The organism is Paramuribaculum intestinale, from assembly GCF_003024925.1.
GTDB lineage: Bacteria > Bacteroidota > Bacteroidia > Bacteroidales > Muribaculaceae > Paramuribaculum > Paramuribaculum intestinale.
The window spans coordinates 1-13,685 of sequence record NZ_PUED01000065.1 but is presented as its reverse complement, the minus strand read 5'-3'; the positions used below and the strand labels follow the sequence as shown (position 1 = coordinate 13,685).

9 protein-coding genes are annotated in these 13,685 nt (G+C 58.4%); all 9 read left to right on the top strand.

Features of this window, described 5'->3' with window-relative positions; all coding sequences use genetic code 11:
• Positions 1–904 (top strand): FtsW/RodA/SpoVE family cell cycle protein (locus C5O24_RS06425; RefSeq protein ID WP_133165482.1); only part of this gene is annotated, 904 nt, incomplete at its 5' end.
• Between the two features lie 21 nt (positions 905–925).
• Positions 926–2,041, top strand: a complete 1,116-nt coding sequence (gene murG, locus C5O24_RS06420) for an undecaprenyldiphospho-muramoylpentapeptide beta-N-acetylglucosaminyltransferase (RefSeq protein WP_107036621.1) — start codon at positions 926–928, stop codon at positions 2,039–2,041.
• Positions 2,038–3,417 (top strand): UDP-N-acetylmuramate--L-alanine ligase, encoded by a 1,380-nt coding sequence (locus C5O24_RS06415; protein WP_107036622.1) that lies wholly within the window; start codon positions 2,038–2,040, stop codon positions 3,415–3,417. The genes murG and C5O24_RS06415 overlap by 4 nt, the downstream gene beginning before the upstream one ends.
• The gene (locus tag C5O24_RS06410; protein ID WP_107036623.1) at positions 3,414–4,343 is read left to right on the top strand and encodes a cell division protein FtsQ/DivIB; all 930 of its coding nucleotides are present in this window, start codon (positions 3,414–3,416) and stop codon (positions 4,341–4,343) included. Before C5O24_RS06415 ends, C5O24_RS06410 begins: the two co-directional genes overlap by 4 nt.
• 41 nt (positions 4,344–4,384) lie before the next feature.
• Positions 4,385–5,677, top strand: coding sequence for a cell division FtsA domain-containing protein (locus C5O24_RS06405; protein ID WP_107036624.1), 1,293 nt, complete (start codon positions 4,385–4,387; stop codon positions 5,675–5,677).
• A gap of 25 nt (positions 5,678–5,702) precedes the next feature.
• On the top strand, positions 5,703–7,019 hold the full coding sequence (ftsZ, locus tag C5O24_RS06400; RefSeq protein WP_161553827.1) for a cell division protein FtsZ: 1,317 nt from the start codon (positions 5,703–5,705) through the stop codon (positions 7,017–7,019).
• Positions 7,020–7,270: 251 nt separating this feature from the next.
• Complete coding sequence (locus C5O24_RS06395) at positions 7,271–9,988, top strand: TonB-dependent receptor (RefSeq protein WP_107681592.1); 2,718 nt, start codon at positions 7,271–7,273, stop codon at positions 9,986–9,988.
• Between the two features lie 16 nt (positions 9,989–10,004).
• Positions 10,005–12,065, top strand: coding sequence for a single stranded DNA-binding domain-containing protein (locus tag C5O24_RS06390; RefSeq protein ID WP_107036626.1), 2,061 nt, complete (start codon positions 10,005–10,007; stop codon positions 12,063–12,065).
• Between the two features lie 40 nt (positions 12,066–12,105).
• Positions 12,106–13,503, top strand: a complete 1,398-nt coding sequence (locus C5O24_RS06385; protein WP_107681591.1) for a C1 family peptidase — start codon at positions 12,106–12,108, stop codon at positions 13,501–13,503.
• Positions 13,504–13,685 lie beyond the last annotated feature (182 nt).

The following is a 13,685-nucleotide window of genomic DNA, read 5'->3' as shown; positions in this document are numbered from 1 at the left end:
GGTCATAGCGCTGATAATGTCGAAGAACCACAACAAGCATACCGCCGGAGTCTACAACCGGGGCGTGATCATGTCGGCGATGATCGTGGCCGTGTTCGGCGGACTACTCATCAAGCAGGGTTTGACCAATACTCTGCTGCTAATGGCCATAAGCATGTCGATGATGATCGTGGGCGGTGTGGAATGGCGCAAGCTGATAGTTGTTGGTGTGGTGTATGCCATGCTGGCCGGTATCTTTCTGCTTTTTGGCAGCGGACGCGAATCGGCTCCAGCCACAGTCGACGGCGCTCCTGTAGTGGAAGCCACGCAGACCGAGGGACGCCACGGCACGTGGTACAACCGCATCATGCGCCACCGTGGCGACGGCCGTCCGAAATACGAATACGACATCAATGCTGAAAACCGTCAGGAGATGTATGCCTACATGGCTCAGGCCAACGGCGGAGTGTTCGGCGTGATGCCCGGCAACTCTCGCGAGACAGCCCGTCTGCCGTTGGCTTTTTCCGACTATATCTACGCGATTGTGATCGAAGACACCGGCCTTGTGGGTGGCATTGTGGTGTTGGTGCTATATCTGTGGCTTCTCGCCAGAGCCAGTTCCATAGCCTCGCGATGCCAGAGGGTATTCTCGGCGCTGCTGGTGATAGGCATGGCTGTGATGATCGTGTATCAGGCGTTGTTCCACATGGCCATTGTCAGCGGCCTTGCTCCCGTGTCGGGTCAGCCGTTGCCGCTCATATCCAAAGGCGGGTCGTCGATCATCGTCACCTCGATAGCATTCGGCGTGATGCTGAGTGTAAGCCGTCACGCCGCGCTCAACGGCGCCAAACGTCAGGAGGTCAAGGCCGAAATGGAGTCTCTTCCCGAGAATCTGCGCGGCGAGAACCCGACCATGATGCAATGATTCACAACACACTCCACTACTATGAAACAAGACAATAACAAGATCAAGATACTTATCAGCGGCGGAGGCACCGGAGGCCACATATTCCCGGCTCTGTCGATAGCCAACGCTATGCGCCGCCGCTTGCCCGACTGCGAGATACTTTTTGTAGGCGCACTCGGCCGTATGGAGATGGAGCGCGTGCCTGCAGCCGGCTACCGTATCGAAGGCCTCCCGGTGGCGGGCTTCGACCGCAAGAGGCTATGGCGCAACTTCGGCGTGCTGCTCAAACTATGGAAAAGCATGCGCAAGGCCCGCCGGATCGTGGCTGACTTCGCGCCCGATGCCGCAGTAGGCGTAGGCGGCTATGCAAGCGGACCGGTGCTCAAAGAGGCTCAGAAGCGCGGCATACCGACGCTGATACAGGAACAGAACTCATATGCCGGAGTGACCAACAAACTGCTCGCGCCGCATGCCACAGCGATATGCACGGCCTACGAAGGGATGGAGCGTTTCTTCCCGGCCGACCGCATAACGCTGACCGGAAATCCGGTGAGAAAAGAGCTTACGCAATGTAGCCTCACGCAGGCCGAAGCCAAGAAGAGTCTCGGCTTTGACCCGGAGCGGCCTCTGATATTCGTCACCGGTGGCAGCCTCGGCGCACGCACGGTCAACGATGCCGTCGCAGCCATGCTGCCGCGGTTCCGGCAGAGAAACACTCAGCTGCTATGGCAGACCGGACGTCTATACGAACAAGAGTGCATGGCCAAAGCCTCAGGCTACGCCGACGTCAAGGCCTCGGCCTTTATAGCCGACATGGCCACAGCCTACAGAGCCGCCGATCTGGTAGTGGCCCGCGCAGGCGCAGGCACCATATCCGAACTGCAGCTGCTCGGCAAGGCAGCCATACTGATTCCATCGCCCAACGTTGCCGAAGACCATCAGCGACGCAATGCTGAAGCGCTGTCCGACCGCGGAGCGGCGCTGATGCTTCTCGATTCCGATGCCGTAGAACGCCTCGGCAATATGGCTCTCACGCTCGTGAACGACAAAGCAAAGCTTGCCAAACTCGCTGAAGCAGCCGGATCAATGGCCATGAATGGCAGTGACGACAAGATAGCCGACATACTCATATCACTGATACACACCGATAAATGACAACCGAAAACATATACTTCATAGGTGCCGGAGGGATCGGAATGGCGGCTCTTGAGCGCTACTTCCTGTCGAAAGGCTGCAATGTGGCCGGATACGACCGCACTCCGTCGGCGCTCACCGACGCACTTGCAAAGGAGGGCGTGGCCATAACATTCGGCGGTGAGGCCGACGAAATTCCCGCCAGCCACCGCGATCCATCAACCACCACGGTGGTCTACACCCCGGCCGTACCCGCCGAGCTGCCGATATTCGAATGGTTTCGCGCCAACGGATTCAATCCCGTGAAACGCGCGGCCGTACTCGGCGCCGTGACGCGCACGAGCCGCGGACTATGCTTTGCAGGCACCCACGGCAAGACCACCACATCATCAATGGCAGCTCATCTGCTCCACAGCTCCAGCCATGGATGCAACGCCTTTCTGGGCGGAGTGCTCCGCAACTACGGAACCAACTTCCTGCTCGATCCGGAGTCGGATCTGAGTGTGATTGAAGCCGACGAATATGACCGCTCTTTCCACCACCTCACCCCCGAAGTAGCCGTGGTGACATCGACCGACCCCGACCATCTTGACATATACGGCACCGAGGAGGCATATCTCGAAAGTTTCGCACACTTCACCGGACTTATACGACCCGGCGGCCATCTTCTCATACACGAAGGCCTGAAGCTGAAGCCGCGGGTGCAGCCAGGAGTGACCGTCAGCACTTATTCTGCAGCCTCGGGCACATTCCATGCCGAACGTATCCGAAGAGGCGAAGGAACGATCGTATTCGACTTCGCCGGTCCGGAAGGAGTGCTCGTAAAGGACGTGGAGCTTGGAGTGCCCGTAGACATCAACATCGACAACGCCGTAGCCGCCCTCGGCGCCGTGACTCTCGCCGGATGCCTTGACCCCGAGAGCGCCCGCGAGGCCATGCGCACATTCAAGGGAGCGAAACGCCGTTTCGAGGCACACCTGCGCGAACCGCTGCCAGGAGGCCATGTGATCATCGACGACTATGCCCATCATCCCGACGAACTGCGCGCCTCGATATCGTCGGTCAAGGCTCTTTATCCCGGACGCAGACTCACCGTGGCCTTCCAGCCCCACCTCTACAGCCGCACCCGCGACTTCGCCCCGCAGTTTGCCGAGGCTCTGTCGCTGGCCGACGACGTAGTGCTTCTGCCGATCTATCCGGCTCGCGAAGAGCCTATAGAGGGTGTCAGCTCCTCACTCATCTTCGATGCCATAGCGGGCTGTGAAAAAACCATGACGACAAAGGATAATTTGACAGAAACAATAAAAAATCGTAACTTTGAGGTGTTGCTCACCGCCGGTGCCGGCGATATAGCCGACTGCCTGCCCGAGCTGACCGAAACCATACGCGCAAAATGAACGAGCGACCAAGACGCCAGGGGCGTACCCGCATATCCCGAACATTCTGGCACTGCCTCACAGCCATTGTGCTGCTTGCCTATCTTGTGACGGCGCTCAGCCTCTCATCGGAGGCCGGGAGCGAGCGTCGCTGCGCCGGTCTGCGCATAGCGGTCAACGACACCACGAGCATGAAATTCGTCACCGCCGGCGAACTTGCCCGTGAGCTCGGCATCATACCCTCGCGCGCCAAAGGGATGCGTCTGCTCGACATCGACACCGACAGCATAGAGCGCATACTGTCACGCATCGACAAGATCGAATCGGCGCAGGCAGTCAGACTCAGCGACGGCTTTGTGCTCGTAAACGTAGACCCGATGCGTCCGGTGGCAAGAGTTTTCGACGGCGACAAATCCTACTACATCAACCGCGAGGGCAAACGCATATCGGCCGACGCCCGCTACCACATAGACGTGCCTGTCATACAGGGGCGCATCGCCGACACCCAGAGCATGGCCCGCGACCTGCTGCCTCTCATCGACTACATATCAGCCGACTCGCTATGGAACTCCCTGGTGTCGATGATCAAGATCGACTCCCCTACCGACGTGATGCTCGTGCCAATCATACGCGGCCAGATCATCAATTTCGGCACTCCCGACAACTTTGACAACAAATTCAGACGGCTCCGCCGGATGTATACCGAAGTACTTCCGGTAAAAGGATGGAACAATTACGACACTATTTCTGTTAAATGGTCGGGACAGATCGTGGCCACCCGTCGCCACAAACAGCTGTCGCGTCCTGCAGTGGAAGTGGAAGAAGTTGACGAGGCCGACGACATAGGCACCATGCTGGCCGCCGACGGCATAGCCCCCGGCACAGCCCTGCCAGGACAGAAACCGCGGTCGGAGAAACCGATACCGGCCGCCAAGCCCCACAAATAACGAACAATCAAGTCACACCCACTCACAACGACTAACGCTATATGGACGAAAAGCATATCATAGCTCTCGAGATCGGGAGCAGCAAAATCAAGGGAGCCGTCGGTTCGGTCGACTCCAACGGCTACGTCACAGTCAAAGCCATTGAGGAGATGCCGCTGACCGACAGCGTGCGTCACGGCCAGCTGAGCAACGTGTCCATGGCTGCCAATGCCGTCCGCACGCTGCTTCTCAAGATAGAGAACCGTCTGACTCCCCGCAAGGTCGAGGGCATATACACATCCATATCAGGCCGGTCGGTGGCCGCCATACAGCGTCAGACCGAGCGCCGTCTGCCCGCCGACACCGAAGTGACCGACGACATCATCGAAGCTCTGAAACGCGAAATGCTCGGCGAGCGGGTGCCGGATCGCGAAGTGATCGACGTAGTGGCTCGCGAGTTTTATGTCAACGGTGCCAAATCCGACATGCCTGTGGGCATGTATGGCTCAGAGATACGCATGTCGGGCAACCTGATTGTGTGCCGTCCGCAACTTCGCCGCAACCTCAAGCTTCTCATCGAAGAGAAACTCGGACTGGAGAAGCGCGGCTGCGTCGTGAAGCATCTCGCAATGGGCGACATCGTCCTCACCAGCGAGGAGCGTCAGCTCGGCTGCATGCTTGTGGATTTCGGAGCCGAGACCGTCACCGTCAGCATCTACCGCCACGGATATCTCCAGTATCTGCAGACAATCCCTATGGGATCGCGCAACATCACCCGCGACCTCACCCGCCTCAACTATGTGGAGGAGGATGCCGAAGCTCTCAAGCGCCAGCGCGGCAACGCCAAGGGAGCGCCTGCCGAAGGGAGCGTCGACGACGTGAAGATGACCGAATTCAACAACTATGTGAGCCACCGTGCCGCAGAGATCATAGCCAACATCAAAGAGCAGATATCCTACGCCGGACTGACGCCTGCCGAACTTCCCGCCGGCATAGTGATAGTGGGAGGCGGAGCGCGTCTGGCCGAATTCAACACCCTTCTCGGCGACACCACCAAAATGAAGGTGCGCATGGGAAGCATCATCAGTCCGCGCATAGGCATAGCCGACAGCCGCATATCGCCTGCCTACTCGGTCGACGTAGTGTCGATACTCTACGCTGCCGCCCAGGCAGGCGCCCAGGAGTGTCTGTCGCCCGAACCTGTCAAGGAGGAGCCTATAGAGATCATACCCGAACCGGAACCGGTAGCGGAGCCTGAACGCCAGAGCGGCTTCTCCAAGGCCATCAACTGGCTGAAACGACAGATACAGGAGCCGCCGGAAGATCCCGACGGAGGCGATCTGCTTGATGACTAATTCCACTAAACGAAGCACAACTGAAATGGACGAAATACTTAATCCCGAAGGACTCGCCGATCAATTCGAATCGCCCGAGAACGAACAGAAAGACAAAATAATAATCAAGGCCATAGGCGTTGGCGGCGGTGGCGGAAATGCCGTCAACTACATGTTCCGTCAGGGCATCCAGCATGTGTCGTTCGTGGTTCTGAACACCGACCGACAGGCACTGCGCCAGAGTCCTGTGCCTACCAAAGTGATGATCGGCGACGGCCTTGGAGCCGGCGACCGGCCGGAAGTGGCCCGCGAGGCTGCTGAAAACGACATAGCCAAGATCGAGGCACTGTTTCAGGACGACACCCGCATGGTGTTCATCACCTCGGGCATGGGTGGAGGCACCGGCACCGGTGCCAGCCCGGTTGTGGCGCGCGTGGCCCGCGAAAGGGGTCTGCTCACGATAGGCATCGTCACCATACCGTTTTACTTCGAAGGCGAGGAGAAGATCAACAAGGCCTTCGAGGGAGCCGACGAGATGGCCAAATATGTCGACGCACTGCTGCTTATCAATAATGAGCGACTGACGGAGATCTACGGCGATCTGGACTTCATCAACGGATTCGGCAAAGCCGACGACACCCTGGCCACCGCCGCCCGCTCGATCTCGGAGCTGATCACCTGCGACGGCTACATGAATCTCGACTTCAACGACGTCAACACCACTCTGCGCGACGGCGGGGCCGCCATCATCTCGTCGGGCTACGGCGATGGTGAGAACCGTGTGACCAAGGCTCTGGAGGACGCCCTCGCATCGCCGCTTCTAAAACACCGCGATATATCTACGGCCAAGCGTCTGCTCTTCAACATATATTTCTCGCAGGATGCCACCAACAAATTCAAGCTCAGCGAGGTCAACGAACTGACGAGCTTCGTGCAGAAGATCAACCCGAAGGTGAAAATCATCTGGGGCGTGGCTTTCGACAAAGAGCTTGGCGAGCAGATCAAGATCACGATGCTCGCATCGGGCTTTGACGTGGATCGTCTGGGTGAGATCCAGGAGATACGCAATCAGGACCAGCCCGAACCGTTCAGCAACAATTCTATCCCCGTCAATTCCGCCCCCGCCCCACGTGCATCTGACCGCATAAGGGAAGAATATGGCGAGAAGGTCGACACATACCGCACCAACTACATCATACTCAAGCCTGATGAAATGGATTCGGACACGATCATCGAAGTGCTCGAAAAGAGTCCGACCTACAACCGCGACCGTGCCACAGTGGAGCAGGCCCGCGCGCATCGCCGCCCCCAGACGATGACACAGCAGCGTCCATCGGGAGGATCCACCATCTCGTTCACATAATCGGCAACGCCTACAGACAGCCACAATACCCCGGGCGGCATTCCTGACAACCACGGAATGCCGCCCGAAACTTGTATACGGCCATCCGAAGTCGCGAACATGTCAACAAATAAGACGACAATTTAACACTAATATTCATTTTTTTAGAGTACTTTTGCATCATGAAACCTTCGATAGGACGGGTGAAGACGGTCGCCCGACACCACAATTGATTAGACAAACCAATCTATAACATTTATATATAACCGATTATGAAAAGACTCTTTCTTTTAGGAAGTGTAATCTGGCTGCTATGTGTCAGCGCTTTCGCAGCCCCCGACATCAAATGTACGGGCACGCTCGTCGATGAAGAAGGCGAGCCTATGGTAGGAGCCACAGTTTCTGTGCCGGGCACATCGAGAGCCGCGGCCGCCAACATCGACGGCATCTTCACCATCAACGTGCCCGAAGGCAAAAACATCAAGATCACCTATATCGGCTACAAGACCCTTGAGCTGCCGGCCCGCAGCGACATGGGCACCATCACGATGGAGCTTGCCATGAAGCATCTCGACGACGTGGTTGTCACCCAGTCGGTGGGCAAGACCCGCGAGACCCCCGTGGCAATGTCGACCGTAGGCGCCGACGCCATCGACTTCAAGCTCGGCGGACAGGAGCTCATGGAGGTGCTCAAGACCACACCGGGCATCTACACCATCCGTCAGGGCGGCGGCTTCGGCGACGCCGAAACCCGTATGCGCGGCTTCAAGAGCGCCAATGTGGCCATGATGGTCAACGGCATACCTATCAACGACATGGAGTGGGGCGGCGTGTACCAGAGCAACTGGGCCGGCCTCTCCGACGTAGCCTCCAACATCCAGACCCAGCGCGGCCTTGGCGCCACTATCGTATCGACCCCCTCGATCGGCGGCACCATCAATATCACCACCCGCACAATTGACGTTGAGCGCGGCGGTTCGGTATGGTACGGCATGGGCAACGACGGCATGAACAACTACGGCGTCAAGGTGTCGACCGGCCTGATGAAGAACGGCTGGGCCGTGACATTCCTCGGCTCGCACAAGTGGGGCGACGGCTATGTGCAGGGCACACAGTATAACGCCTACAACTACTTCTTCAACGTGTCGAAGCGCCTCACCTCCTCCCATCAGCTCTCTCTGACAGCCTTCGGCGCACCGCAGCAACACTACCAGCGCTCGAGCTACGACGGCCTCAGCGTGCTCGGCTGGCAGGCAGTAAAGAACTATATGGACGGCGAAAGCATGTATCGCTACAACCCGACCTACGGTTTCGACAACCAGGGCCGTCAGCGCACGTCGAACTACAACGTCTACCACAAGCCCCAGATCTCTCTGGGTCACATCTGGCAGATAGACCACACACAGTCGCTCTCCACATCGCTCTACATGTCGTATGCCCAGGGCTACGGCCTCAAAGGCTATGGGCGCAACGGCTACAGCAGCGACTGGTATGGCTCGTCGAACGGCGTGCTGAACACCAAATTCCGCTGCCCCGACGGCACCTTTGACTACGGCGCCATCCAGGACATGAACGCAGCTTCGGCCACCGGCTCCAACATGGTCATGGCCCGTCAGAACAACAACCACGAGTGGTATGGCCTTGTATCGTCGTACAAGAAACGTATAGATCTGCGCAACGGCGACCGTCTGAACCTCATCGGCGGTCTGGATCTTCGCTACTACATAGGCCATCACAAGAACAAGATCAGCGACCTCTATGACGGCGCCTACTATCTTGACGACAGCAACCGCGGCAACGTCCGCGCAGCCAACAACGCCTTAGCCGCGAATCCCGACTGGAAATACCAGAAGCTCGGCGTGGGCGACGTGATAGCCCGCAACTACAACGGCTACACCGCCCAGGAGGGAGCCTACGCCCAGGCTGAATACACGACGCTCTCGGGCAAGCTCAACCTTGTGCTTTCGGGCGCCCTGAACAACAACACCTACTGGCGCCGCGACTTCTTCTACTATGACAAGGAGCATGAGAAATCGAAGACTATGAACTTCATCGGCGGCACCGTCAAGGGTGGCGTGAACTACAACATCGACCGTCACAACAACGTGTTCTTCAACACCGGCTACATATCGCGCGCTCCGTTCTTCAGCGGCGGCGTATTCCTCAACTCCAACTACTCCAACGTCACCAACCCCAACGCCGTCAACGAGAAGGTGTATTCCTTCGAAGCCGGCTACGGACTCCAGACGCGCAAGGTGGCCTTCACTTTCAACGCCTATCTGACCCGCTGGATGGACCGCACCATGGCCCGCAGCGGCGAGATCGAGAGCGGCCCCCACGCCGGCGACCGATACTACATGAACATGGAGGGTGTCGACGCCCGCCACATGGGTCTGGAATTCAACGTGAAATATATTCCCGTCAAGTGGATGGAACTTGACGGAATGTTCTCGCTCGGCGACTGGCAGTGGGATTCCAACGCCACCGGCTACTTCTACAACCAGAACGGCGAGCCCCTCAAGAACCTTCAGGGCGACGTGGCCGCAGGCATCCTCGCCGACGACCATCTGCGCACAACCCTGCTCCAGAAAGGCATGAAGGTGGGCGGCTCGGCTCAGACCACCGCAGCCGTGGGCGTAGTGTTCAAACCGTTCGACGGCTTCCGCATCGGCGCCGACTGGACAGCTGCCGCACGCAACTACTCCGACATCAACATCACCACCTCCTCGCTGCAGAACAACGGCGAGCTTGCTGCCGGCGACCCCTGGCGCATACCCTGGGGCAACCAGTTTGACCTCTCCTGCAGCTACCGCTTCAAGATCGGAGGCGTCAACGCCACTCTCTACGGCAACGTCCACAATCTGTTTGACTACAACTACATCACTCAGGCCTACACCCCGGTGGCCAGCGACGGCACATGGGAGAATGCCTACCAGACGTTCTATTCATTCGGCCGCACCTTCTCAGTGCGCATGAGAGTCAACTTCTAAAATATCGAAAAAGACAATGAAACAGCATATTTCACGCGCTCTCCTTCTGGCCTTCGCGGCCGGAGCCTTAGCCGGCTGTTCGGAAAACTCCTGGAACAACGATGAGCTCAACGGCTTCGAAGTGCCCGAACCCACTCAGGTAGAGACAATCGAATACACCATGACGGAGGCCGACTATGCCGCCGTATCGTCCAACTCCGCAAACAAAGCGCTTGCCGGCGATGCCGGAGCCGCCGCGCTCCGCGCCGTAGGCTCCAAACTCTGCTTCAGCGACGCCGCTCCCGCCCGCGACTACGTGCCGGCATGGCTTGGCAGCTCTTCGTTTGCCTACTTCACCCTGACCGACGGCTCTGCCGTGCGTCTGACCTACAACACAGCCGTGACCCCCTCGGAGATTCCCGCCCAAATCGAATCGGCCACCGAGTACATAGTCAGCGACGAGGACTACCAGACTGTCTGGGGCAGCGAGAACGACTACATCGCAGCTTTCGCACCGTCGCACACTGCCTCGGCTTCGATTCCCGGCATTCTTCTGGCTGCTCTGCCCGATGCCGCCGAAGGCGACTACGCCGTGGTGCGCTACCGCACCTCCCAGGCCGATCCAGTATTCTCCGCCCCGTCGGAACCTGAAGAGCCCGGCTTCACCCTCTCCAGCGTGATCGGCACCGCAGCCGTCGATGACGACGTGACGATCAACGGCGTTGTCACCGCGCTCTGCTCGCAGGGCTATATACTGACCGACGCCTCGGGTGCGATATTCGTATACTGCGGCTCGAAGTTCGAGGAGAACGGCTTCAGCGGTCTGGCCATCGGCGACCAGATAGTGCTCAACGGCACTGTCGCCGCCTACAACACAGGCCTCCAGATCGCCAACGGCGCCACATTTGACAAAGCAGGCAGCCAGGCAGTCAGCTATCCGGCAGCCACAACTTTTGACGCCGCCTCAATGGCCGATATCATAGCGCGCACCGACAACGCCCTGGCCATCTACGGCACAATGACCGGCACCGTCAGCGTGACCACCGACAGCAAAGGCCGTACCAACACCAACATCATCATTGACGGCTCGGCCAAGGCACAGGGCAGCCCTTACGGTATGCTCAGCGCCGATAAGAGCAAGTATGCCGACGGCGCGAAAGTGACCGTCACCGGCTATCTGATCAACGTGGCAGGCGGAAGATACTGCAACATGGTGGCCACCTCGGTGGCCGAGTCCACCGCATCGGCAGCAGCCACGGTATCGAGCCGTGCAGCCACCGAAACGATGCCCTCGCAGGCCGAGTTTGCGGTCTACACTTTCAACGGCACCCGCTGGAACGCCGCCACCGATGTGGTAATGCCCTCCCACGCCGACTATCAGGCCATGGGACAGCACTACGACAACCTATCGGATGAGGCTCCGGCCACCCTGCTGCCGAAGTTCCTCAGAGCGAAGTATCCCTACGCCTCGGAAGGTGACGTCCGCTATGTGGCCTACTTCTACTATGCTTCGAGCGCCACGACCGTGCGCTGCGACGAATACACATTCAACGGCACCGACTGGACTCCTGCCGCCACCGTGACCACGCAAACCGCACAGTTTGTACGCACCGGAGGCAAGTGGATCTACGACCCGAACGTCACCATCAACCTCCCTGCCGGCAAAGGCCAGGAGATGTCGACACTCTACTATCAGACATGCGTGGACTGGGTGAAGGCACAGATCGACGACAAGACCGGCGCCACCTACGTGACCAGCTACGGCAACAACGAGTATTATTCGGGCACATCGGCCTACCAGGGCAATGTGGATCTTCGCGCCGCCTCGGCCCGCGCGCAGTATGCCGCCGGCTATGCCGACATGACCGACGAGCAGATCGTAGCGACGATGAAGCAGCGCTTCGAGAGCGAAGTGATGCCCGCCGCCCTGTCGATACTGCACCCCGACGCAGAGCCGATAGCCGGAGTGGACGTGATCTACACCATCAACTTCTCGGCCTACAACGGCTCGTCCACCACGCCTTACGTCATCACCTACAAGGTGACCGGACGCGGCCAGTTCGAGTTTATCGAATGCACGTGGAATTCCGACAAGTAATCCCCTGAACGAAACCAATCAATAAACACCTTACACGCCTATGCGACGCATATCATCGTTAATGGCGGTAATCATCCTCGGAGGCTTCTGCGCTACGGCGCAGCAAGCCTCCGGCGGTATCAGCCCTGAGATGATGACCACCATCAAGTCGGCCTACAAGAACACTCCGGCCGACCGTGCCATCCGCAATGCCATCACGGCCAACGACATCAATTCGCTTGCCCGCAATCTCGACGCCCGTCGGCCGGTAAGCAGCGAGTTTTCTCACCGCGTCCCCTCCAAAGGGATCACCAACCAGCGCTCTTCGGGACGCTGCTGGCTGTTCACGGGCCTCAATGTGCTCCGCGCCCAGATGATGGCCGAGCACGACCTGCCCATGACCGAGCTGTCGCAGAACTATAACTTCTTCTTCGACCAGCTTGAGAAGGCCAACCTGTTTCTTCAGGGAGTGATAGACACCTCCGACCGACCGATGGACGACAAGACGGTCGACTGGCTGTTCCGCAATCCGCTTTCGGACGGCGGCCAGTTTACCGGCATCGCCGACATCGTTGGCAAATACGGCGTGGTTCCCGCCGAAGTGATGCCCGAAACCAACTCGTCGAACAGCACCTCGCGCCTCAACCAGCTGCTCTCGCTGAAACTCCGTGAATGGGGTCTGGAACTGCGCGACGCAGCCAAAGCCAAGACCAAGGCCACGGAACTCGGACGCCGCAAGACCGAGATGCTCGGCGAGGTCTACCGGATGCTCGTGCTCAATCTCGGCGAGCCCCCGACGGAATTCACATGGACGCGCCGCAACTCCAAGGGTGAAGCGGTCGACACCATGACCTACACTCCGCTCAGCTTCTACGACCGCTTCCTGGGCAACAATCTGAGCGACGACTACGTGATGCTGATGAACGACCCGACCCGTCCGTACTACAACCTCTACGAGATCGAATATGACCGCCACGCCTACGACGGCCGCAACTGGACCTACGTCAACCTGCCGATGGAGGATATAAAGGAGATGGCCATAGCATCGATCAAGGACTCCACGGCGATGTATTTCTCGTGTGACGTGGGCAAGTTTCTCGACCGCGAACGCGGCGTGCTCGACCCCGACTTCTACGACTACGGCTCGCTGCTGGGCACCACCTTCGGCATGGACAAGCGCCAGAGAGTGCTGACCCACGCAAGCGGCTCGTCGCACGCCATGACGCTCGTGGCGGTGGATCTCGACCAGGCGGGCCAGCCGGTGAAATGGCTTGTGGAGAACAGCTGGGGTCCGGGCGCCAACGGCGGCCACCTGATCATCACCGACCGGTGGATGGACGAGTATATGTTCCGCCTGGTGGTCGACAAGAAGTATCTCACCCCGAAAGCCCGCGCCGTCATGTCGAAAAAAGCCGAACTTCTGCCCCCGTGGGATCCGATGTTCGCTCCCGAGGACTGATTGCGCCCAAACAGGCCGAAAAAGTCCGAAACGACAACCGAAAAACGCATAATGATTGCAGAGTGTAAGACAAAGACGCAGATTTTAGTTAAATTTGTGTTAAATAAGTTTGTCTACTACTTCTTGTATCAGTTTTTGTTACTACTTTTGCATGTGTGTTTTTCATAGTATTAGATTAAGAT